At 73.0% G+C, this 21,995-nt stretch carries 23 protein-coding genes; 9 read left to right on the top strand and 14 right to left on the bottom strand.

Going from position 1 to position 21,995, the window contains the following annotated elements; translation table 11 throughout:
* Positions 1 to 7: 7 nt before the first annotated feature.
* Genes IE272_RS17350 through argC form a run of 4 tightly spaced genes read right to left on the bottom strand, consistent with a single transcriptional unit; the run spans position 8 to position 4,327 of the window.
* The gene (locus IE272_RS17350) at positions 8 to 1,207 is read right to left on the bottom strand and encodes an acetylornithine transaminase (RefSeq protein WP_050359431.1); all 1,200 of its coding nucleotides are present in this window, start codon (positions 1,205 to 1,207) and stop codon (positions 8 to 10) included.
* Complete coding sequence (gene argB / locus IE272_RS17355; RefSeq protein WP_050359432.1) at positions 1,204 to 2,151, bottom strand: acetylglutamate kinase; 948 nt, start codon at positions 2,149 to 2,151, stop codon at positions 1,204 to 1,206. The genes IE272_RS17350 and argB overlap by 4 nt, the downstream gene beginning before the upstream one ends.
* The gene (gene argJ / locus IE272_RS17360; RefSeq protein ID WP_190007218.1) at positions 2,148 to 3,302 is read right to left on the bottom strand and encodes a bifunctional glutamate N-acetyltransferase/amino-acid acetyltransferase ArgJ; all 1,155 of its coding nucleotides are present in this window, start codon (positions 3,300 to 3,302) and stop codon (positions 2,148 to 2,150) included. Before argJ ends, argB begins: the two co-directional genes overlap by 4 nt.
* Positions 3,299 to 4,327: an N-acetyl-gamma-glutamyl-phosphate reductase gene (argC, locus tag IE272_RS17365; RefSeq protein WP_056703188.1), complete on the bottom strand. Its 1,029-nt coding sequence runs from the start codon at positions 4,325 to 4,327 to the stop codon at positions 3,299 to 3,301. The genes argJ and argC overlap by 4 nt, the downstream gene beginning before the upstream one ends.
* 272 nt (positions 4,328 to 4,599) lie before the next feature.
* On the opposite strand from argC, the gene IE272_RS17370 reads away from it, so the two are divergent.
* Positions 4,600 to 5,847 (top strand): cell filamentation protein Fic, encoded by a 1,248-nt coding sequence (locus tag IE272_RS17370; RefSeq protein ID WP_308433856.1) that lies wholly within the window; start codon positions 4,600 to 4,602, stop codon positions 5,845 to 5,847.
* Between the two features lie 129 nt (positions 5,848 to 5,976).
* Here IE272_RS17370 and IE272_RS17375 read toward each other — a convergent pair whose 3' ends face one another.
* Positions 5,977 to 6,321 carry a hypothetical protein gene (locus IE272_RS17375; RefSeq protein WP_050359436.1) on the bottom strand — a complete coding sequence of 115 codons (345 nt, stop codon included), beginning with the start codon at positions 6,319 to 6,321 and terminating at the stop codon, positions 5,977 to 5,979.
* A gap of 326 nt (positions 6,322 to 6,647) precedes the next feature.
* Here IE272_RS17375 and IE272_RS17380 point away from each other — a divergent pair, with 326 nt between their 5' ends.
* On the top strand, positions 6,648 to 7,703 hold the full coding sequence (locus tag IE272_RS17380) for a hypothetical protein (protein ID WP_229897331.1): 1,056 nt from the start codon (positions 6,648 to 6,650) through the stop codon (positions 7,701 to 7,703).
* 15 nt (positions 7,704 to 7,718) lie between these two features.
* Here the strand turns inward: IE272_RS17380 and IE272_RS17385 are convergent, their stop codons facing one another.
* Positions 7,719 to 8,048: a deoxyxylulose-5-phosphate synthase gene (locus tag IE272_RS17385; protein WP_190007219.1), complete on the bottom strand. Its 330-nt coding sequence runs from the start codon at positions 8,046 to 8,048 to the stop codon at positions 7,719 to 7,721.
* 178 nt (positions 8,049 to 8,226) lie between these two features.
* Between IE272_RS17385 and IE272_RS17390 the strand changes: the two genes are divergently transcribed.
* The 3 genes from IE272_RS17390 to IE272_RS17400 all read left to right on the top strand — a co-directional run bounded on the left by IE272_RS17390 (position 8,227) and on the right by IE272_RS17400 (position 10,620).
* Positions 8,227 to 8,835, top strand: a complete 609-nt coding sequence (locus tag IE272_RS17390; RefSeq protein WP_190007220.1) for a GOLPH3/VPS74 family protein — start codon at positions 8,227 to 8,229, stop codon at positions 8,833 to 8,835.
* 84 nt (positions 8,836 to 8,919) lie between these two features.
* The gene (locus tag IE272_RS17395) at positions 8,920 to 9,618 is read left to right on the top strand and encodes a HEAT repeat domain-containing protein (protein WP_190007221.1); all 699 of its coding nucleotides are present in this window, start codon (positions 8,920 to 8,922) and stop codon (positions 9,616 to 9,618) included.
* 3 nt (positions 9,619 to 9,621) lie between these two features.
* Positions 9,622 to 10,620 carry a MerR family transcriptional regulator gene (locus tag IE272_RS17400; RefSeq protein ID WP_190007222.1) on the top strand — a complete coding sequence of 333 codons (999 nt, stop codon included), beginning with the start codon at positions 9,622 to 9,624 and terminating at the stop codon, positions 10,618 to 10,620.
* Here the strand turns inward: IE272_RS17400 and IE272_RS17405 are convergent.
* Entirely contained in the window at positions 10,599 to 12,020 is a 1,422-nt protein-coding gene (locus IE272_RS17405) for a hypothetical protein (RefSeq protein ID WP_190007223.1), read from the bottom strand. The genes IE272_RS17400 and IE272_RS17405 overlap by 22 nt on opposite strands.
* Positions 12,021 to 12,140: 120 nt before the next feature.
* On the bottom strand, positions 12,141 to 12,929 hold the full coding sequence (locus IE272_RS17410; protein ID WP_073960278.1) for a LysR family transcriptional regulator substrate-binding protein: 789 nt from the start codon (positions 12,927 to 12,929) through the stop codon (positions 12,141 to 12,143).
* Positions 12,930 to 12,987: 58 nt separating this feature from the next.
* Between IE272_RS17410 and IE272_RS17415 the strand changes: the two genes are divergently transcribed.
* Positions 12,988 to 13,386, top strand: a complete 399-nt coding sequence (locus IE272_RS17415) for a DUF5997 family protein (RefSeq protein ID WP_050359443.1) — start codon at positions 12,988 to 12,990, stop codon at positions 13,384 to 13,386.
* Here the strand turns inward: IE272_RS17415 and IE272_RS17420 are convergent.
* The 5 genes from IE272_RS17420 to IE272_RS17440 form a co-directional block, all read right to left on the bottom strand.
* Positions 13,340 to 13,981: a hypothetical protein gene (locus tag IE272_RS17420; protein ID WP_229897332.1), complete on the bottom strand. Its 642-nt coding sequence runs from the start codon at positions 13,979 to 13,981 to the stop codon at positions 13,340 to 13,342. The two genes, IE272_RS17415 and IE272_RS17420, sit on opposite strands and share 47 nt — an antisense overlap.
* A gap of 161 nt (positions 13,982 to 14,142) precedes the next feature.
* Entirely contained in the window at positions 14,143 to 14,640 is a 498-nt protein-coding gene (locus tag IE272_RS17425) for a peptidylprolyl isomerase (RefSeq protein WP_050359445.1), read from the bottom strand.
* Positions 14,641 to 14,714: 74 nt separating this feature from the next.
* On the bottom strand, positions 14,715 to 15,884 hold the full coding sequence (locus tag IE272_RS17430) for a serine hydrolase domain-containing protein (RefSeq protein WP_057661704.1): 1,170 nt from the start codon (positions 15,882 to 15,884) through the stop codon (positions 14,715 to 14,717).
* 127 nt (positions 15,885 to 16,011) lie between these two features.
* Positions 16,012 to 16,587 carry a histidine phosphatase family protein gene (locus tag IE272_RS17435; protein WP_007457533.1) on the bottom strand — a complete coding sequence of 192 codons (576 nt, stop codon included), beginning with the start codon at positions 16,585 to 16,587 and terminating at the stop codon, positions 16,012 to 16,014.
* 72 nt (positions 16,588 to 16,659) lie between these two features.
* Positions 16,660 to 18,114, bottom strand: coding sequence for an aminotransferase-like domain-containing protein (locus IE272_RS17440; RefSeq protein WP_056703161.1), 1,455 nt, complete (start codon positions 18,112 to 18,114; stop codon positions 16,660 to 16,662).
* Here IE272_RS17440 and IE272_RS17445 point away from each other — a divergent pair.
* Together IE272_RS17445 and IE272_RS17450 are read left to right on the top strand one after the other, a co-directional pair.
* Positions 18,113 to 19,153, top strand: coding sequence for a DMT family transporter (locus IE272_RS17445; RefSeq protein WP_190007224.1), 1,041 nt, complete (start codon positions 18,113 to 18,115; stop codon positions 19,151 to 19,153). The genes IE272_RS17440 and IE272_RS17445 overlap by 2 nt on opposite strands.
* Positions 19,154 to 19,200: 47 nt before the next feature.
* A complete protein-coding gene (locus IE272_RS17450; RefSeq protein ID WP_032793896.1) occupies positions 19,201 to 19,410 on the top strand; it encodes a DUF1918 domain-containing protein in 210 nt (69 codons plus the stop codon).
* 80 nt (positions 19,411 to 19,490) lie between these two features.
* On the opposite strand, the gene IE272_RS17455 is transcribed toward IE272_RS17450, so the two are convergent.
* The gene (locus IE272_RS17455; RefSeq protein ID WP_229897333.1) at positions 19,491 to 20,795 is read right to left on the bottom strand and encodes a glycoside hydrolase family 10-like protein; all 1,305 of its coding nucleotides are present in this window, start codon (positions 20,793 to 20,795) and stop codon (positions 19,491 to 19,493) included.
* 201 nt (positions 20,796 to 20,996) lie between these two features.
* Between IE272_RS17455 and IE272_RS17460 the strand changes: the two genes are divergently transcribed.
* Positions 20,997 to 21,857, top strand: a complete 861-nt coding sequence (locus IE272_RS17460; RefSeq protein ID WP_032793898.1) for a 3-hydroxybutyryl-CoA dehydrogenase — start codon at positions 20,997 to 20,999, stop codon at positions 21,855 to 21,857.
* Positions 21,858 to 21,995: the final 138 nt, after the last annotated feature.

Below are 21,995 nucleotides of genomic sequence, written 5' to 3' on the forward strand. Positions count from 1 at the left end.
CGGAGGGTCATGCTCCGGATCGTCCGTCCCCGTATGCCGCGTCGAGAGCGCTCGGCAGGATCTCCAGGAACGCGTCCACCTCCGCGTCACCGATGATCAGCGGCGGCATGAGCCGTACGACATCGGGGGCGGGCGCGTTCACCAGGAGGCCGGCTCCCTGGGCCGCCTGCTGCACCTGCGGTGCGAGGGGTCCGGTGAGCACGATACCCAGCAGCAGGCCCGAGCCGCGGACGTGGGAGACCAGCGGGTGTCCCAGCGCCTCCACGCCGTCGCGGATCTTCTCCCCGAGCCGTTTGACGTCGGCGAGCACGCCGTCGGCCGCGAGGGTGTCGATGACGGCGAGTCCGGCGGCGCAGGCGACCGGGTTGCCGCCGAACGTCGTGCCGTGGTGCCCCGGCTTCAGCAGGTCGGCCGCCGGGCCGAAGGCGACCGTCGCGCCGATCGGCAGTCCGCCGCCGAGGCCCTTGGCGAGGGTGACGATGTCCGGCTCGACGCCTTGGTGCGCCTGGTGCTCGAACCACTGGCCGCAACGGCCGATGCCGGTCTGGACCTCGTCCAGGACGAGCAGGGCGCCGGTCGCCCGGGTGATCTCCCGGGCGGCCTCCAGATAGCCCTTGGGCGGGACGACGACGCCGTTCTCCCCCTGCATCGGCTCGATGACGACCAGCGCGGTGCCGGTGGTCACCGCGGCCCTCAGCGCGTCGGCGTCCCCGTACGGAACGTGGGTGACGTCACCGGGCAGCGGGCGGAAGGGCTCCTGCTTCCCGGGCTGGCCGGTCAGGGCGAGCGCGCCCATCGTCCGGCCGTGGAAGCCGCCGTCGGTGGCGACCATGTGGGTGCGTCCGGTGAGCCGGCCGATCTTGAAGGCGGCCTCGTTGGCCTCCGCGCCGGAGTTGGAGAAGAAGACCCGCCCCTGACGGCCGAACAGCTGGAGCAGCCGCTCGGCGAGCGCGACGGGCGGCTCGGCGATGAACAGGTTCGATACGTGCCCGAGGGAGGCGATCTGGGTGGAGACGGCCTCGACGACGGCGGGGTGGGCGTGGCCGAGGGCGTTGACCGCGATGCCGCCGACGAAGTCGAGGTAGCGGATGCCTTCCTCGTCCCACACATGGGCGCCCTCGCCGCGGACGAGCGGCAGCCGGGGCGTGCCGTAGTTGTCCATCAGCGCGCCCTGCCACCGCTGGGTGAGTCCTTCGGCGCCGGTCATGATTCCCCCTGCTGCTGGTGTGCGTGCCCTGCCGGTGTTCCGTGTACGTCGATGGGGGCGTCCGGCACGACCATCGTGCCGATGCCCTCGTCGGTGAAGATCTCCAGCAGGATCGAGTGCTGGACGCGGCCGTCGATGACGCGGGCGGTCTCGACGCCGTTGCGCACCGCGTGCAGACAGCCCTGCATCTTGGGGACCATGCCGCTGGACAGCTCGGGCAGCAGTTTCTCCAGCTGGCTCGCGGTGAGCCGGCTGATGACGTCGTCGCTGTTGGGCCAGTCCTCGTAGAGCCCCTCGACGTCGGTGAGGACCATCAGGGTCTCGGCGTTCAGGGCTGCGGCGAGCGCGGCGGCCGCGGTGTCGGCGTTGACGTTGTAGACGTGATGGTCGTCGGCGGAGCGGGCGATGGAGGAGATGACCGGGATGCGGCCGTCGTCCAGCAGCGCCTGGATGGCCCCGGTGTCGATGGCGGTGATCTCGCCGACCCGGCCGATGTCGACGAGCTCGCCGTCGATGGTGGGCCGGTGCTGGGTGGCGGTGATGGTGTGGGCGTCCTCGCCGGTCATGCCGACGGCGAGGGGGCCGTGCTGGTTGAGGAGGCCGACGAGCTCGCGCTGGACCTGTCCGGCGAGCACCATCCGGACGACGTCCATCGCCTCGGGGGTGGTGACCCGCAGCCCGGCCTTGAACTCGCTGACCAGGCCCTGCTTGTCGAGCTGGGCGCTGATCTGCGGGCCGCCGCCGTGCACGACGACGGGCTTGAGGCCGGCGTGCCGCAGGAAAACGACGTCCTGGGCGAAGGCGGCCTTCAGCTCCTCGTCGATCATGGCGTTGCCGCCGAACTTGATGACGACGGTCTTGCCGTGGTGCCGGGTCAGCCAGGGCAGCGCCTCGATGAGGATCTGCGCCTTCGGGAGTGCGGTGTGCTTCCGCGCGGTGCTCATGAGCTGTACGCGCTGTTCTCGTGGACGTAGTCCGCGGTGAGGTCGTTGGCCCAGATGACGGCCGACTCCTTGCCGGCGGCGAGGTCGGCGGTGACCTTGACCTCCCGGTAGCGCATGTCGACCAGGTCGCGGTCCTCGCCGACGCCGCCGTCTCTGCAGACCCAGACGTCGTTGATGGCGACGTTGAGCTGGTCCGGCTCGAAGGCGGCCTTCGTCGTGCCGATCGCGGAGAGGACGCGGCCCCAGTTGGGGTCCTCGCCGTGGATGGCGCACTTGAGGAGGTTGTTGCGGGCGATGGACCGGCCGACCTCGACGGCGTCGTCCTCGGTGGCCGCGTTGATCACCTCGATCCGGATGTCCTTGGACGCGCCCTCGGCGTCGCCGATGAGCTGGCGGGCGAGGTCGGCGCAGACGGACTGGACGGCCTCGGCGAACTCGGCCTGTTCCGGGGTGATACCGCTGGCGCCGGAGGCCAGCAGCAGCACGGTGTCGTTGGTGGACATGCAGCCGTCGGAGTCGACCCGGTCGAAGGTGGTCCGGGTGGCCTCGCGCAGAGCGGCGTCCAGTTGTTCCGCGGGCACATCGGCGTCGGTGGTGAGGACGACGAGCATGGTGGCCAGGCCCGGGGCGAGCATGCCCGCGCCCTTGGCCATACCGCCGACGGTCCAGCCCTCGCCGCCCGCGACGGCCGTCTTGTGCACGGTGTCGGTGGTCTTGATGGCGATGGCGGCCTTCTCGCCGCCGTGTTCGCTGAGCGCCGCGGCGGCCTGCTCGATGCCGGGGAGCAGCTTGTCCATGGGGAGCAGAAGACCGATGAGCCCGGTGGAGGCGACGGCGATCTCGCCCACGCTGTGGCCCTCCAGCACCTCTGCGGCCTTCTCGGCCGTGGCGTGGGTGTCCTGGAAGCCCTGGGGTCCCGTACAGGCGTTGGCGCCCCCGGAGTTGAGGACGACGGCGGTGACCTCGCCCCCCTTGAGGACCTGCTCCGACCAGAGCACCGGGGCGGCCTTGACGCGGTTGGAGGTGAAGACGCCCGCGGCGGCGCGGCGCGGCCCGTTGTTGACCACGAGGGCCAGGTCCGGGTTGCCGCTCTCCTTGATTCCCGCGGCGATGCCCGCCGCCGAGAACCCCTGTGCTGCCGTGACGCTCACGGTGCCACTCCGATCGTCGAAAGACCTGTGTCCTCGGGGAGTCCGAGGGCGATGTTCATGCTCTGGAGGGCGCCGCCCGCGGTGCCCTTGGCGAGGTTGTCGATGGCGCTGATCACGATGATCCGCCCGGCCGCCGCGTCGTACGCGACCTGGACCTGTACGGCGTTGGAGCCGTACACCGCGGCGGTGGCGGGCCACTGCCCCTCGGGCAGCAGGTCCACGAACGGCTCGTCCGCGAACGCCTTCTCGTACACGGCCCGCAGGCCCTCCGCACGCACGCCGGGCCTCGCCTTCGCGCTGCACGTGGCGAGGATGCCGCGCGGCATGGGCGCGAGGGTGGGCGTGAAGGAGACGGTGACCGGCTCACCGGCGGCGGCGCTGAGGTTCTGGATCATCTCCGGCGTGTGGCGGTGCCCGCCGCCGACGCCGTACGGGGTCATGTTGCCCATCACCTCGGAGCCGAGCAGATGCGGCTTGGCCGCCTTGCCCGCCCCGGAGGTGCCCGACGCGGCGACGATCACGGCCTCCGGCTCGGCGAGGCCGGCCCCGTACGCCGGGAAGAGCGCGAGGGACACGGCGGTCGGGTAGCACCCCGGCACGGCGATCCGCCGCGATCCGGCGAGCGCCGCCCGCCCGCCCGGCAGCTCGGGCAGCCCGTAGGGCCAGGTCCCGGCGTGCGGGGACCCGTAGAACGTCTCCCAGTCACCGGCGTCCTTCAGCCGGAAGTCGGCCCCCATGTCGACGACGAGGACCTCCTCCCCCAACTGCTCGGCCACGGCGGCGGACTGCCCGTGCGGAAGCGCCAGGAAGACCACGTCGTGGCCGGCGAGCACCTCGGCGGTGGTGGGCTCCAGCACCCGGTCGGCCAGCGGCCTCAGGTGCGGCTGGAGCAACCCGAGCGTCTGCCCGGCGTTGGAGTGCCCGGTGAGGGCGCCGATCTCGACGTCCGGGTGCGCCAGCAGGAGACGGAGCAGCTCCCCGCCGGCGTAGCCGCTCGCCCCTGCCACTGCTGCTCGTACCACCATCGGTAACCCTCCTGATCGATGGCATGACTATACGCATCGACGCAGTTTTATGCAAAGATCTATCGGTACGGGGAAACCCGCTTGGGGACTCCGGGTGAGCGTGCCAGGCTTGCGCGGTGATCGTTGAGTTGGCTCCTCACTCGCTGACCTGGGACGACGTGGACCCCACCCGTCAGGCCTTCGACGCCGCGTCCGTCGCGCGGACGGTGCGCTCGCTCGGCCCGGCCCGGTGTGTACCCATCCGCCCGGATATCCCTTTCGGGGACCCCGCGATGAGCGCCTGGAGCCATGGCGAGGCCCAGTCCTGGGCCGACGCCATGTCGTACGCCCTCGTCCAGCACTACGGCCGGTGGACCGTCGGATGGCGCTGGTCTCACGACGAGGGGGACTTCGACGGCGGGCCGGTAGGAAACTGGTGCTGTCCGCGCGACTCGATCACGACGCCGGAGGAGACCCTGGCCCGTGTCGAGGCGGCTCTGCGAGAGTGGCGAGAGTGGCTGGAGTATCTCGTCGGCTGGTTCGAGGCGTACCCCCTGGACCTCAGCGACATCGAGTCCCAGCGGATCCTGTGGGAGCGCTCGGCGAGGAATCTGATCCTGCAGGTCGTCGACCGCACCGGGTGCGGCAGCGGCTGGCACGGCCACTGCCGCCAAGTACTCACCTGGTTCCTCGATCACTGGGGAGTCGCGCCCGAGGTGGCCCGCGGCCTGGTAGACGAGGCGATCGGTGGACGGTTCCACAGCTGGACCGGTCCCGACACGGTGACGGTCGACGGCGTCGCGGAGCAGCTCGCACTCTCTCTGCAGCCGGCCGACGGCCGCGGTCGCGCGGACGCGCCCGCCCGGGACCACTTGCAGCGCTGGCTCGCGGTACGCGAATCGGTGCCGTGGCACGAGATCCCGGACAGCGGTGCCGACGGGCCGGTGGTGCCCCTTCGCGACGGCGCGATGGAGGACATCCGGGCCTTCGACGGCGCCATCGCCCCCGCCCGGGCGCAGGGTCTCCTCAGCGCCCTGGAACTGCTCCGAGCCGACGCGGCACGCGGAGCGCGGCTCGACTTCACCCTGCTCAGCGGCTGGCAGCAGCATGTCCTGGACACGCCCGGGCCGCCACGGTTCCGCAACGCGCCCGCATTCGCCAAGGGGGGCCGGGAGCGCTACGGCATCGGACCGGATACACGCGCCCACTTCGACGCGTGCCTGGCCGGCAGTGCGTCCGACGCCGGCCGGCCGCTCGGCCTGACCGCCCGCGCCGCCCGCGCCTGTCTCGACGTCTGCTTCTTCCACCCCTTCGACGACGGCAACGCCCGATCCGCGTTCCTCACCCTCGTCTTCGTCCTCGCCCGCGAGGGCGTCGCCCTCGACGGAGTCGGCCTCCTGCGCCGCATCAGCTTCGAGGCCGACGCCCCCCAGGACCCGCTGGTCCTCGTCCGCTACATCAACATCCATCTTGCCGAGACCCGGCGCCGCACCGCCGACTCGACCGGCTCGACCGGCTCGACCGGCTCGACAGCGAGGTGAGCGCCTCGGCGGCCCCGCACCGGCGGACACGCCGCCCGGAGTGACGTGGCCGGGGGCCGCACGTCCGGCCGCCCGCGGCCCCGTACGGGGTCGCGGGCGGCGGCGTGCTCAGTGATGTGTCGCGGTGTGTCAGTGGAAGACGACCGAGCGCACCTTCAGCCGCTCCGATGCCCCACCGGTGTGCGGGCGGAGGGGGAAGGAAGCGCCCTCGCAGTCGACGTCCGTGAAGACCTCCGCCCAGGCGTCCGTGCGGTTCTTCGGGGAGTGCCCGGGCTCGGGGTTCTCCAGGCCGACGCCCGGGAGGTTGACGCACTCGCCGCTGGGCGGGCTGTTCAGGAAGCCGGTCGCCTCGTACCCCTCGACGGTCACGTAGTCGTAGCGGAACTGCCCCTCGGCGGCCGACGCGGAGGAAGGGAAGGCGGCGAGCAGCAGAGCGGCGCCGAGTACGGCGGGAAGGGTGGAGCGGAAGCGCATGGGTGAAATCCTTCTGGTGATGGGGGCGTTGCCGTGGCCCTCACCTCCCGGCAGGCAGGGCCGGTCGAGATCGGGGCCACGCGGGGGAACGTGTTTCCGCAGGCGCGCTGACGCACGGGTCACCGAGGCGACAGCGCCGTGACACTGCGTACACATGGTGACACACAAAGCGACCGATCATGATCCGGAACCGACCGGCGGGACCGGCGGGCAGGCGGCACCACCGGTGCGGCGACGCCCGCCGGAGAACCGTGCCGGGCCCGCCCGGCGTCCTCCCGGGAACGCGACAGAGCTGACCGGAGCGGAACGCGGAGAAAGCTGGTCCCATGCCCCCACGACCCGACCACCCGGTGCCGCCGACGAGCGGGATCCCCCAACCCGGCCTCGTCGCCGCGACGTTCACCGTCCTGCGGCGGCGCCGGGGCGCGCTGGCGGGTGCGACGGTCCTCATCGTCGGACTCTCCGGACTGGCCGGGCTGCTGGTGACGGCCGCGGTATTCGCGCTCGCCTGGCCCGTCTTCACCCGCATGCGGAACCAACGCATCTGGTACCACCAGGTCGAGGACCCCTACCTGCACGACCCGACCGACCTGGTGCTGGTCGCCCTCGGCACGCTCCCGCTCTTCCTGCTTCTCCTCGGCACCGGCGGCGCGGCCCTGCAGGCGGTGTGCTCGCGGGCGGTTGCGGAGGAGTCCGCGGAGGCCGCCACGACCGCCCGGAAGAACCGCTCGGGGGACCCGGTCCCGGGCCGGCTGCGACCGGTGCTCGCCGTGTACGCGCTGCGCGGCCTGATCGTCTGGCCCCTGCCCCTGCTCGTCGCATTCGTGGCGGACCGCCTCACCGGCTACCACCTCGACACCCCGGAGCCCCTGCAACGCGGTTCGTGGCCCCACACGCTCGTCGAGACCTCCCCCGCGGTTGCCGTGTTCGTCGCGGTGCTGCTGCGCCTCGCCCTCACCCTCGCCCCGGCCGCCGCGGCCGCCGGTCTCGGCCCCCGCGCGGCCGTGCGCCGTTCCTGGTCGCTGACGTGGACGCGGGCCGGAGCGCCCCGCGTCCTGGCCCTCGCGCTGCCACTGGCCGCGCTCACCGCCGGGGTGTTCCGGCTGGTGGTGCAGTTCGCCCTGCCGCTGCGGCCCCTCGTCCGTGGCCTCGTCGAGCAGGCCACGGGCAACTTCTTCGCCGCGTACTACGCCGGCGTCCTCGCCCCCGTCATCGTCGGGGTCCTGGTCACCGCGGCCGTGACCCTCCCCGTCACGTGCACGGCCTTCGCGGTCCTCCACGACCGGCTGCGGGTGCCCCGCACCACTCCACGGAGCGCCGGGGACGCGGCGGACCCCACCACCCGACACGCCTGCTCTCCGCCGGGTCCGAGGCCGGAATGATCCGAACGGGAGGCCCTAGGGCACTTGGAACCGGACGAGCGCCTCGGCGACCGGTGTGCCGCTGCGTCGCGCGTACGTCAGCCGCTCGCGCACCTCACGCAGCGTCTGTGGACGGAACCCGGGCCCGCCACAGCAGCTCTTGTGGAAGCCCACGCCCGCGTTCAGCAGCACCGCGAGGGCCCGCCACGCCGCGACGTCCCGCCGGCGCGGTGCCGCGAACGCCGATCCCGCATGGATCATCGGCTCCGCGCAGCGCGGGCAGTTCCGCTGCCTGGCCCTGTCGTGGGGCTGCTTGAACGAGACCCGGCAGGGGAGGCAGACATACGAGGTTTTCCCATGGCTCACCGGTTCAGCCTAGAGATCGCACCGGGAGACGGCCATCGAGTTCTTCGGGACCCGGCCAGAACCCGACGGCACGGGCGGAGGCGATACTGGTCGTAGCAGTCGCCCCGCCGTCGAACCGGCTCCTGGCCGGGGCGGCCGGTGGGGCCCTCCTTGCCGATTCCTCCGAGGGGAGCCGTTCATGACCACGGCGAAAGACCTGTTCATCATCGCCATGGACCCGGTACCGGATCACGCCGTGGGGCAGGGCGACCTGTCGCTCGCACTCGCGGGAGCCGAACTGCTCGATCTCATCGGTGCGGGAGTCATCACCGTGGACGGCGACCTCATCGTGCCGGGCGGGTCGTCGGCGCCGGACGACCGGCTGCTCGGCGAGGCCGCCGCACGGATCACCGGGCAACCGCCCTACGAGCGGATCGAGGACTGGCTGTGGCGGCGCGGCCGGGACCTCGCGGCCGCTTACCAGGACGCCCTGGAGGAGGACGGCGAACTCACGCAGAAGAGGAGCGGCCGGCTGCCCTTCGGTCCCAGGCGCGTGGAGCTGGTCGACACTCCCGGCCGCCGCCGGGCCGTCGCGCGCCGGGAGGAGGGGGAACCCGTCCTGGCCGCCCTCGCGTCGGCCGTGGGCATCGACGGCGGACCGTCCGGCGACGACGAGCCCCGCCTCGACGACGGGACGGTGACGACCGTGGTCGCCACCGTCCATGAAGCGGTGATGGAGCTGGAGGCCGTACGCCAGAGGCGGACCATCGAGAACACGGCCTTCGCCAACGTCTGGCGCGGACCGTGAGCCGGATCCCCGGCCGAAGCACACGGCAGGGTTGACCTTGACACGGTGACAAGCTCTTCACTGCTTGCCGAGGAGGTGGTCTCGATGACCGTCACGGGACACGACATGGACACGGTGCGAGCGCTCCGGGGGCTGGAGGACGACCGTGCGTCGGTACGGCTGCGAGCCGCGCTGGCGATCGGCTCGACGCCGGACCCGCGCTTCGTCGGCACGCTCGTCGAGCGGTGCGCGGTCGAGCCGGAGTTCTTCGTACGCGACATGCTGACCTGGGCGCTCACCCGTCACCCGGTGTCCGTCACGCTTCCCCGGCTGCTGGGCGAAGTCCGCTCCGAGGGGACGCGGGCGCGGAGCCAGGCGCTGCACACGCTGTCCAAGATCGGGGACCGGCGGGCGTGGCCGGCGATCACCCGGGCGCTCCTGACCGACGCCGACGACGAGGTGGCGCGGAGTGCCTGGCGAGCGGCGGTCGTCCTCGTACCGGAAGGGGAGGAGGCCGCGTTGGCCGCGCTGCTGGCGACGCAGCTCGGGCGCGGCGGGCGGGAGACCCGGCTGAGTCTCAGCCAGGCGCTGGTCGCGCTGGGGGACGCGATGACGCAGGCCGTGGACGCCGCGACGAGGGCCCCCGAGCCGCTCGTCCGCGCGCACGCGCTCGCCACGCAACGGCTGCTGCGCGACCCGGACGCCGGATTCACGCTCGCCGTGGAGGAGGCGAAGCGCGTCGTGGCCCTCGGCGGCCATGGCGGCTCCGGCGGGGTCAGCGGCTCCCTTGAGGAAGGTCCCTAGGGCGTGTTGATCGGTGAAGTCGCGCGACGGTCCGGGGTCAGCGCCCGCATGCTCCGGCACTACGAGTCGCTCGGTCTGGTGCGGCCCTCGGGCCGCACCGGGTCCGGCTACCGGGAGTACTCCGGGGAGGACATCCAGCGGATCTTCCATGTCGAGAGCCTTCGGGCGATGGGGCTTTCGTTGCGGGAGATCGGGCGCGCCCTCGACGATCCCGGCTTCACGCCCTCGGCACTCGTCGACGACCTGATCCGTCGGACGCGCGAACGCATCGCGGTGGAGACCGAGTTGCTCACGCGGCTGCGTCGGGTCCACGCCACGGATCCGGCCGGCTGGGAGGACGTCCTCCACGTCGTCACGCTCCTGGGGGCGTTGGGGTCCAAGAGCGCCGACGCCCGTCAGCGCGCGGCCCTCGCCTCGGTCGACGAGGTGCCGGTGGAGGCCCTGGTCGAGGCGGCGCTCGGCGAGGGCGACCCGAATGTGGCCGGGGCCCTTCGATGGGCACTGGCCCGATCGGGCGACGGCGGCCCCGCGCTGCTGGCGGAGGGGATCGGCTCACCCGTGGCCGCGGTACGGGAGCGTGCCGTACGGTCCCTCGCCGAGATGCCCGGCGGTGAGGCCACCGCGCTGCTGCGGAACGCCCTGGCGAGCCCCGATGACATGGTCCGCGGCTACGCCGCTCTGGCCCTCGGGACTCGGGGCGAGGCGGACGCGGTCCCGGTGCTCGTCGACCTGGTCGTGGCGGGGACGAACGACACCGACGCGGCCGACGCGCTGAGCCTGCTGGCCGGCGACGACGCGGCGGCGGACCGGATCGCGGCCGAGCTCGTCGACCGCCTCGCCCGCGAGACCACCGGCGCGTCGGCCCGGGGGCGGCTGACCCAGGCGCTGGCGGGCGTCCCGGGGGCGGGTTCCTCACGCGCTCTCCAGGAGCTTCTGCACGACGAGGACCGTGCGGTCGCGCTGACCGCCGCTTACCTTCTTCAGCTGCGCGGCATGGGGTGACGGACCTCGCCCGAGGTGTCGCCCACGGGGGCCGGTGCGACACCGTGGGCCGTCATGCCGGCCGGCTTCTTCGCCCCCGCCGGGTCCCGTGAGGCGTCATCGGGCGCGGTGTCGGTCGGCGGCCGGTCCAGGAGCAGCGGGATCGCCAGGGCGGGCAGCAGCCAGAGGAACACGATGAGGCGGTAGCCGTACAGCTGGCCCAGATTCGGGTGGCCCGCCTGGTTGAGGAGGCCCGCCGCGCCTGCCGCCAGGGCGATCGGCAGCACCACGGAGCGCCGCCTCAGCAGCGCCCAGGCCGACAGCGCGAGCAGGGCGGGGAGGATCGGCTGGGCTGCCTGGCGGCGCAGCCACGCCGACCAGAAGACCCCCTCCTGCACGAAGAACTCGGGCCAGGGGTTGGGGAGATCAGGGCGCTGGTAGTGGTGGGTCAGCAGGTCCTGGGCGCTGTCCTGACCCATGGGCCACCCCAGCAGATGCGCCCCGGCGTAGATGCCCGCCGCCAGCGCACCGCACAGTCCGGCCGCCCGGAGTACGGGGCCGGGCTGCCGCCGCTTCAGGCGGAGCCGGCCGGACCAGGCCAGGAAGACCGCCGCGAGGGCAACCGCAAGCAGCAGGGCCTGGGAGTAGCGGACGAGGAACATCAGGGTGAGGCCGCCCGCGACGAGGACCGCGCCGGTGCGGGGCCCCGCACCGGCCCGGGCCGTCACGCCCGTGCTCGTCCCGGATTCCACGTCCGTACGAGGCCGGCCCCGCAGCAGCAGGACACAGCCGAGGAGGACCACCGTGCCGAGTGCCAGGGAGAGTCCGTCGCTCAGCGGGTTCATGGCGACGGTGCCGGTGGGCAGCGCGAGGTACAGGGCCTGCCCGGCCAGACCGGCGCGCCGGGAGACGCCCGCGGCGCGGAGGGTGAACAGGACGCAGACGCTGCCGGCCAGGGCGATGACGAGCCCGGCGAGCCAGAGGCCCCAAGTGGGGCCGAGGACGGTCAAGAAGGGGACCAGGAACAGCGGATAGCCCGGCCTGGCCTCGAAGATGGCCATGAACCGCTGGTTGGCGAACGGGGCGGTCATCCCCTCCGTGTTGCCGTGGCGGGTCCAGTACGCGACCGAGTCGTTCAGCCGGCGCACGCACTGCTCCTCCGACTCCCCCACGGCCTTCCTGTTGGTCCAGGGGACAGGGCTCAGGGAAGCGTGCTGCCCGCTGGCGCAGGAGTAGGCGATGGCCCTCCGGCCCGCCTCCTGACGGCTCTCGCCACTGAGGCTCAGGGCGTAGGAGAGGTAGTTCTTCGTGTCGGGCGAGGCCCGTCCGGTGACCGCCGTCAGCTGGAGTCCGGCGAAGGCCACGGCGATGAGCAGCACCCCGATGAGGCCCAGGTGCTGTTTTCTGCGGATGTTCGGCATCGGACGGGCGCTCCCCTGCATACGGCGGTTGCCTCATCAACGAGAGAACCCCCGTGGGGTGGCGTTCCCGAGCGGTTCCGGGACCCGGCGCGTGCCCGGACCCGGCGGGCTCGGCTTGCGCTACCGGCCCCGCGGCTTTCCGCGCTTGCCGCTCTGGCCGCCGGCCCGGCCGCCTGCCTGGGGCTTCCTGCCCGCCGCGGGCTTCTGCCGGGCGGCCGACCCGCCGCCCGCGCCGCCCCGCTTGGCCTTGGCCTTGTCCTTCGCCTTGTCCTTCGCCGGGCGCGGCGGGGTGGCCGCGCGGCCACGGGTGCTGTTGACGGTGCGCCCCCGGACGATCCCGATGAACTCCTCCACCAGGTCGGGGGTGACCTCCGCCTCGGGCCAGGACAGGGCGACGCGTGACTCGGGGGCGCCCGGGACCGGACGGTAGGTGAGGTCCTTGCGGTGGTGGAGGCGGGCCAGGGACTGCGGGACGAGGAGGACGCCCACGCCCGCCGCCACCAGCTCGATCGCGTCCGCCGTGGTCGCCGGGCGCTCGACGGCGGGACGGCCGGGCAGGGTCTCCCAGTCGAGGAGGTCGTCCAGCGGGTGCAGCACGATCTCGTCGGACAGCTCGGCGAGCGACACCTCCTCCGCGGCGGTCGCGACGTGGTCCTTGGGGATCACGACGACGGTCGTCTCGGTGTAGAGGGGGATCGCGCTCAGGACGTCCCGGTCGACCGGGAGCCGTACGAGACCGGCGTCGGCGCCGCCGCCCGCCAGCAGGCCCGGCGCCTCGGCGGCGGTGGCCTGGACGAGTTCCAGGGAGGTGTGGGGCAGCCGCTCGTGCCAGACCCTCACCCACTTGGTGGGCGTCACGCCGGGAACGTACGCGAGCCTGAAGGATGAGGGGATGTCCGAGCCTGTCACGGAACCAGGCTACCGGCAGGTGGTCGGAGGTATGTCCCATGGTCGATACCCTGGACCCATGACGTCGCACAAGACCGCCCAGACCATGAAGCCCGCCACGGCGGCGAAGAAGCTGGGTGTGTACCTCCAGGCCACCCCCGCCGAGTTCCAGGAGGGTGCCGTCTCCCGCACCGAGCTCAACGCCCTCCAGACCGACCCGCCCGCCTGGCTGGTGGAGCTGCGCCGCACCGGCCCGCACCCCCGCCCGGTCGTCGCCGCGAAGCTCGGCATCTCCATCGCGGGTCTCGCCCGCGGCGGGGTCACCGAGCCGCTCACCACCGAGCAGATCGACGCGCTGAAGGACGAGAAGCCCGAGTGGCTCGAGAAGGAGCGCGCCACGCAGGCCGAGGTGCGCAAGGAGACCGCTCGGATCAAGGAGCGCAACGCCGAGCGGGCCGCGCAGTCCGGCGACCAGTAGTACGGCGACCGGCGCGCGTGAACGACGCGCGCCCGTCGGGGCGTGTCCGGCGGATCAGGGCCGGCGGCCCCGGCCCTGGGGGGAACTGGCCCATGCTGACCGCGCGGTGAATCGTCGCGGCCAGTTCCCGCGCGTCCTCGGTGAACGTGTCGACCCGGATCTTCCGCGCGTCGCGCAGTTCGATGGCGAATCCGAAGCCCATCCCCCGGGCCTCGGCCAGCGGGCGGCCGTCCTCGGCCGAGGCGGAGCCGATCCGCTCGATGTCCGCCCAGGGAATCAGGGTGGCGTTGCCCGCGACCCGGTGGGTCAGCCCCCGCTCGTGGACGTCGAAGCACTGTTCCCGCGTGCGGAGGGCCTGCGTCAGGCGCCATACCCCGAGACCCAGTCCGACCAGCCCCACTCCGAGCAGCAGGCCCGCCAGTTCGGGTGCGCCGTCGGTGGTGCCGATGGAGGCGATGGTCACGGGCACTCCGAAGGCGAGGCCGATGACACCGGTGACCAGCAGGGCACCGGCCAGCCGTAGACGTCTGCTGCCGTCAGTGCGGTGCTCGCGGACGAATCCGCCCAGCTCTCGTGCGGCATCGGTGCGCCTCATCACGTCTCCCCCGTCGTGTACACATCAGATTCTGCCCGAGTGCGGGGGTGTGTGTCAGGGAAACCGGCGGGCGCATGCCACGGGCCCGCGGCCGGTCCGCCCCGCCGACGCGTACGTCGGTGGAACGGCCCTGCCGCGGGCCCGTCGGGTTGCCGGACCGGTCAGAGAGCGCCGGACTCGGCGATGGTGACCTTGGCGCTGGTGCGGCCGCTAGAGGAGCCGAGCGCCTCGATCTTGCGGACCAGGGCCATGCTGTCGTCGTCGGCGACCTCGCCGAAGACCACGTGCTTGCCGTCCAGCCACGGGGTGAGCACCGTGGTGATGAAGAACTGCGAACCGTTGGTGTTCTTTCCGGCGTTGGCCATCGAGAGCAGGCCCACACGGTCGTGCTTGAGCTGGAAGTTCTCGTCGGCGAACTTCTCGCCGTAGATGCTCTTGCCGCCGGTGCCGTCACCGCGGGTGAAGTCGCCGCCCTGGAGCATGAAGTCCGTGATGACGCGGTGGAAGGACGAGCCGGCGTAGCCGAAGCCCTTCTCGCCGGTGGCGAGCGCGCGGAAGTTCTCCGCCGTCTTGGGGACGACGTCGTCGAACAGGTTGAACGTGATACGCCCTGCGGGCGCGTCGTCGATGGTGATGTCGAAGTAGACCTTGGTTGTCATGGTGACATCCTCACATTCCTGGCAACCGCAGGTGAAACCCGGGTTGGGTCGGCACGTCGGACGTCCTGTTCCGCTCACCTCCCGGCGGCCTCCCCGTACGCCGCGTAGACGGCGTTCACCAGGGCCGTCTTGCGCGGGTCGTCGGCGAGCCGGGAGCCCATCCGGTTCATGACGTACCCGAGGGCGATTCCGGCATCCGGGTCGGCCAGGCCGCAGGAGCCGCCCGCGCCGTCGTGGCCCAGCGCACGCGGGTCGGGGCCGTAGGAGCGGTTCGCACCGCTCAGCCAGAGGCCGAGGCCGATCTCCGTCTCGTGGACGAAGCCGTCGCCGAGGACGAGGTCGCGGCAGGGGCCCTGCCCTTCCCCCACGCGGGCCGCGGCCTTCTCGGAGAGGATCCGGCGGCCGTCGAGGCTGCCGCGCCCGGCCAGGATCCCGTAGAGCGCGGCGACCGCGCGGGCGGTGCCGTGGCCGTTGGCCGCGGGGATCTCCGCCGCCCGCCAGGCGGGCGTGTTCGCGGCGGCCCGGCCGGTGGGCGGGTTCAGCAGGGAGGCGACGGCGACCGGTGTCATCCGGTCCAGGAGGGCTGCCTGGGCGGCCCGGTCGGGGCGTTCCTGGACGAGTTCGGCCAGCCGGTGGGTCTCGCTCTCCGGGAGGCCGAAGGTGAAGTCGATGCCCAGCGGCCCGGTGATCTCCTGCCGGAGGAACGCCCCGGGCAGCAGCCCGGTGATCCGGCGGACCACTTCGCCGACGAGGAATCCGTAACTGATCGCGTGGTAGCCGGAGCGGGTGCCCGGCTCCCACCAGGGGGTGGTGGCGGCGAGCCGGGCGCAGGCCGTCTCCCAGTCGTACAGCTCCTCCAGGGTGAGCGGGGTGTCGGGCCCGGCCACTCCGGAGCGGTGCGAGAGGAGGTGGCGTACGAGGACGGATTCCTTGCCGTTCGCGGCGAACTCCGGCCAGTGGGCGGCGACCGGGGCGTCCAGGTCGAGCAGGCCCCGGTCGGCGAGGACATGGGCGCAGAGCGCGGTCGGGCCCTTGCCGGTGGACCAGACGTTGACCAGGGTGTCCCGTTCCCAGGGGCGGGTGCGGGCCGCGTCGGCCCAGCCGCCCCAGAGGTCCACCACCGGTTTCCCGTCGACCAGGACGGTCACCGCCGCGCCCAGTTCGCCGCGCTCCGTGAAGTTCTCCTCGAAGGCGTCCCGGACTCCGCTGAACCGGTCGTCGCAGTGGCCGTGGATCTGCGGCACGGGGCCTCCCTCGTCGCGGGCGCGGGTCCGGCGGCGGAACCGGATGCCTCCGCAACGTACCGACTGGTCGGACCGGAGGGAAGGGCCGGCGCCCCGGGGTCCCGGGAGGCCCCGGACCCCGCCCGGGTCAGCGGATGCCCGCCTCCAGGCTCAGGCTCCAGCGGCCCGGCAGGCCGGTCAGCGTGATGGTGGACAGCGGGCGGACGTCGACGTTCCAGTACGCGGACGGCGGGGCGTTCAGGGCGTAGACGAGGGCGGCCCGGATCACGGCGGGTTCGGCGACCGCGACGACGAGGCCGTCGGCGGCGGGGCGGGTGTCCAGCCAGCCGCCCACCCGTCCGATGAAGCCGAGCATCGACTCGCCGCCGTGCGGGGCGCTGCGCGGGTCCGCGAGCCAGTGGTCGACGGCGGCCGGTTCCCGTGCGGTGACCTCGCCCAGCGTCAGCCCCCGCCAGCGGCCCATGTCCCAGTCGCGCAGGGCCGGTTGCGCCATCGGCGCGAAGCCGAGGGCGTCCCCGGTGGCACGGCTGCGCGGAGTGGGCGAGCAGTAGCGCAGCTCGGCGGCGCCGAGCGGGACGAGCGTATGGGCGACGAGCTGCACCTCGTGCCAGCCGGCCTGATCGAGCGGCCGGTCGTCGTCGAAACGTTCGGCCAGCCGGGAGGAGCTGCGCGCCGCTGCGACCAGGGAGACCCGAAGCGTCATGGCGGGATCGTGGGGCCGAACGCCTGTTTGGTCAAGAGGGCCTGCGAGCCCGGCCCGGCCGGACTGGTGCCCTCAGCTGCCCGGGAGCCCGTCGAAGGCGGTACGGAGGCGGCGGACGCCTTCCGCGATCTCGGCCGCTCCGGAGACCGCGGCGAAGCTCAGGCGGACGTGGCCGGCCGGCGGTTCGGCGCAGAAGTAGGGGCGTCCGGGGGCGATGGCGACGGAGGCGCGCAGGGCGGCCGAGACGACGGCCGGCTCGTCGGCGCCCGTTCCCGCGCCGCTGCCCGGGAGCCGGAGCCAGAGGCTCCCGCCGCCCGCCGGGAGATGCGGCAGCGCGAGTTCCGGCAGTTCGCCGCTCAGGGCGGCCGCCATGGTCGTACGGCGGTGCCTCAGCTCGGCGGCGACGGCGGCGAGGTGACGGCCCCAGGACGGGGATCCGACGAGTTCCAGCGCGGCTTCCTGGAGCGGCCGGGGCACGAAGAAGCTGTCGACGACCTGGATGGCCCGCAGGCGCTCCAGCACCGGCCCCCGGGCGGCCAGGGCCCCGACCCGCAGGCTGGGCGAGGTGACCTTGGTCAGCGAGCAGACGTGGACGACGACGCCGTCGGGGTCGTCGGCGGCCAGCGGGGCCGGCAGCGGTCCGGCGTCGTCGTGGACGAGCCTGCGGGCGAAGTCGTCCTCGATCACGAATGCCCCGGCCGCCCGGGCGATGGCCAGGATCTCGGGGCGGCGGGCCGGTGCGAGGGTGGCCCCGGTGGGGTTCTGGAAGAGCGGCTGGGTGACGAGGACCCGGGCGCCGGTGGCCCGGAAGGCGTCGGCGAGCAGTTCGGGGCGCACCCCGTCGGCGTCCATCGGCACGGGGACGGGGCGCAGCCCGGTGGCGCGGGCGGCGGCGAGCATCCCGGGATAGGTGGGCGACTCCACGAGGACCGGGGCGCCGGGCGGGGCGAGCGCGCGCAGCGCGGTGGCCAGCGCGCTCTGGCCGCCCGCGGTGATCAGGACGTCGGCGCCGGAGACGGCGGGGCCGATCTCGCGGGCGAACCAGGACCGCAGTTCGGGCAGTCCGTCCGTCGGGGGGCGGCCCCAGGCGCCCGGCCTGCGGCCCGCGCGGGCCAGGGCGGCGGAGAGCGCCCGCTCGGGCTGGAGGGAGGAGTGGAGGTAGCCGCCGTTGAACTCGATGACGCCGGGCGGCGGTGCGGCGAGAGTGACGAGCACCCCGGAGGCGTCCACGGTGCGCGGCACCACTTCGGGCCCGCCGTCGCCGCTCAGCGACACCTCCTGCCAGGACGTGTCGCCCGGCGCGGGGGGTGCGACGCGGGGGTGCGCCCGGAAGGCGCCGGAGCCGGGGCGGGTGACGACGAGCCCCTCGGCGGCGAGCTGGGCGATGGCGCGGGAGACGGTGACGGGGCTGACCCGGAACCGTTCGACGAGCGCTCGACTGGACGGCAGCTTTCCACCAGGTGAGTAGCGGTTGAGGTCGGCCCGCAGGGAAGTGACCAGTTCGGCGACGCTGCTACGCTCGTGCATGAGAGCAGAGAATAGCGCTATCCAGTCCACATCGATAGCAGTTGCCCGGCCGGTCGGCACCTTGCAGGCCGCCCCGGCGATCAGGTCGACAGCGGCTGGGCCCGAGGCTGCTGGCGGGCCGGGAAGCAGGCCCGCGCCGGGGCCGTCGGCCGGCCGGAGCGGCACGGTGCTCGCCGGGCTCGGCGTGGTGGCGTTCTCGCTCACCTTTCCGGCCACGGCCTGGGGCCTGGAGAGCTTCGGCCCCTGGTCCCTGGTCGCTCTGCGCAGCGTGCTCGCCGCCCTGATCGCGGGCAGTGTGCTGCTGGCCGCGCGCGTCCCGCTGCCCGATCGCCGGCACTGGGCCGGGCTCGCGGTCGTCGGGGGCGGGGTGGTGGTGGGCTTCCCGCTGCTGACGACGCTGGCCCTGCGGACCTCGACCACCTCGCATGCGGCCGTGGTCGTGGGCCTGCTGCCGCTGACCACGGCGGTGCTGGGGTCCCTGCGCACCGGTGAGCGGCCGTCGCGCACGTTCTGGACCGCGGCCCTCGCCGGGGCCGCCGTGGTGATCGCCTTCACCGTGCAGCAGAGCGGCGGCGCTCTCGCCTCCGGCGACCTGTATCTGTTCGGCGCTCTGCTCGTGTGCGCGGCCGGATACACCGAGGGCGGCCGGCTGGCCCGGTCGATGCCGGGATGGCACGTGGTCGGCTGGGCCCTGGTCCTGTGCCTGCCGCTCGCGGTGGCGGGCAGTCTGGTGGCCCTGCCCCTCGAACCCGTGCACCTGAACGCCCACGGTGTCCTCGGCCTGGTCTGGGTCGCCGCCGGATCGACCTTCCTCGGGCTGTACGTCTGGTACCGGGGCATGGCGGCGATCGGCGTCGCCCGGGCCAGTCAGCTCCAGCTCGCCCAGCCGCTGCTGACGCTCGTGTGGTCCTTTCTGCTGCTCGGCGAGGAGATGTCCGCCGCGGCTCCGGTCGCGGCGGTGGCCGTGCTCGTCTGCATCGCCGCCACCCAGCGGGCCGGCCGGGGCGCAGCGCGGGAATCCCGGCGCATACGGTCATAGACTTGTCGACACGGACACCGTCTCCCCCTGTGAGGAGGTCGCTCCCGATGGAGGCACACACGGGCGACCGGCTGCTGATGCACGGCAGGACCGTGGGACAGCACGACCGGGTCGCCGAGATCATCGAAGTGCTCGGCGACGGGGGCGCTCCCCCGTACCGGCTCCGCTTCGAGGACGGCCACGAACACCTGATGTCACCGGGCCCCGACAGCGTCGTCCAGCACATGGAGACGCCGGAGGACGAGCGGCGGCGGTAGGAGCGCCGGGACCGGGACCGTACGCCGGGTCCCGGCCCCCGCGCCTCGCCGGAGACCGGGGGCCGGGGACCGGGACGGGTTCACCTCGACGGGCGGCCGCGGTGCGGATATGTGCGGCCCCGGTCCGGGTAGAGCCGGACCCGGTCCGTGTAGTGGTCGGCCACCACGCGCCGCATCGCGCCGATCCGGTCGGCCGCCACGCTCTTCCCGGAGAAGAAGACATGGCCGCCCACCTCCGGGTGGTCCCGGGCGAGGGTGAGGTGGCGGGAGAGTTCCGCCGGGTCCTGCCAGGGGGCAGGCTGGGCTGGGTCGCCCGCCTTGTACAGCGCCTCGCCCGCGTACAGATCGACGCCCGTGCCCCGGACGGTCCCGCTCCACCAGGCGAGGACCTTGGCGTAGTCGGCGGCCGTCTGGCCCACATACCAGTAGATCTGCGGGCAGATGTAGTCGATCCACCCTTCCTTGACCCACTTACGGGTGTCGGCGTACAGGTCGTCGTAGGTCTGCACGCCCGCCCGGGTGTCCGAACCCAGCGGGTCGGTCGCCGCGTTGCGCCAGACGGCGAAGGGGCTGATGCCGAAGCGGACGTGGGGCTTGATCTGCCGGATCCGCTCCGCCGTCTCGCGCACGAGCCGGTCGATGTTGTCGCGCCGCCAGGCAGCCCGGTCGGCGAAACCGCCTCCGTACCGCTCGAACTCCGCGTCGTCGTCGAAGGTCTGACCGGCCACCGGATACGGGTAGAAGTAGTCGTCCCAGTGCACCGCGTCGATGTCGTAGCGCCGCACGGCGTCCAGCATCGCGTCCTGGACGAAGCGGCGGACCTCCGGCAGCCCGGGGTTGTAGTAGAGCTTCCCGCCGTACGGCACGACCCATCCCGGATGCTGCCGGGCCGGGTGGGAGGCGATGAGGCGGGTGGGGTCGGTGTGGTTCGCCACCCGGTAGGGGTTGAACCAGGCGTGCAGCTCCAGGCTCCGGTCGTGCGCCGCGCGCACCGCCGTGCCGAGCGGGTCCCAGCCCGGGTCCTTCCCCTGGGTTCCGGTGAGGCAGGCGGCCCACGGCTCGTGCGGCGAGGGCCACAGGGCGTCGGCGGTCGGCCGGACCTGGAACACCACCGCGTTGAGCCGCAGCTCGACCGCCCGGTCCAGATACGCGAACAGCTCGGCCTCCTGCCGCGCCGCCGTGAGCCCCGGCTCGGACGGCCAGTCGATGTTGGCGACGGTGGCGACCCACATGCCGCGCACCTGACCGGGCGCCGCCCCGGGCCGCCCGCCGCCCCCTCGCCTCCCCACCGGGGAGGCGACCGCGTCACCGGCCGACGTCATCGCCGCCACCAGTCCGGCCGCGCCCAGCACGAACGCCCGTCTCGCCACTCCCGTTCGCCGCATCCCGGCCCACCTCTCTCCACCACGTCACGCACCCGACTCCGATAGCTCTACGTAACCGCATCATGCCCATCCGTGGCCGCCATGACCCGCGGGACGTCCGGGTCGGCATTCGGAGTAACGTCGTGGGGTCGAGGCGGGCACCGGAATCACACGGGACCCTGCGATACGGAGAACAGCGAAAGGCACGAGGTGACGGACTCTATGGCCGACATTGCACGCGTCGGAGTGGTGGGCTGTGGCCAGATGGGCGCAGGTATCGCGGAGGTGTGCGCGCGCAGCGGCCTCGAAGTGAAGGTCGCCGAGACCACCGGCGAAGCGCTGGAGATCGGCCGCACCCGTCTGCACAACTCCCTCTCGAAGGCCGCCGAGCGCGGCAAGATCAGCGCGGAGGAGCGGGACGAGACCCTCGGCCGTCTGAGCTTCACGACCGACCTCGGGGAGTTCGCCGACCGCGATCTCGTCATCGAGGCCGTCGTGGAGAACGAGCAGGTCAAGACCGAGATCTTCCAGGTGCTCGACCAGGTGGTGACCCGGCAGGACGCGATCCTGGCCTCCAACACCTCCTCGATCCCGCTGGTGAAGCTGGCCGTCGCCACCTCGCGCCCGGACCGGGTCATCGGCATCCACTTCTTCAACCCGGCCCCGGTGCAGAAGCTCGTCGAGCTGATCCCCGCGCTGACCACCTCGGACGAGACGATCGCCCGCGCCGAGGCCGTCGTGCAGGACGTGCTCGGCAAGCACCCGATCCGCGCCCAGGACCGGTCCGGGTTCGTCGTGAACGCGCTCCTGATCCCGTACCTGCTCTCCGCGATCCGGATGTTCGAGTCGGGCATCGCCAGCCGCGAGGACATCGACAACGGCATGGAGATGGGCTGCGCCCACCCGATGGGTCCGCTCAAGCTGGCCGATCTGATCGGCCTGGACACCGTGGCATCGGTCGCGGACTCGATGTACGCCGAGTACAAGGAGCCGCTGTACGCCGCTCCCCCGCTGCTCCAGCGGATGGTCGACGCGGGCCGCCTCGGCCGCAAGACCGGCTCGGGCTTCTACCCGTACGCCTGACCACCGCCCGCAGGCCCGGCGCTCACCTCGCCGGGCCCGCCGGGGCACGTTCTCCGAGGTCAGGACCGTGTGCGGCCCGGAAGAGCCTCGTCTGCTCGTGCCGACCCGACGCCGTGCCGGAGCGCTACAGAGCGACGG

It is taken from the genome of Streptomyces anulatus (genome assembly GCF_014650675.1).
Lineage (GTDB): Bacteria > Actinomycetota > Actinomycetes > Streptomycetales > Streptomycetaceae > Streptomyces > Streptomyces anulatus.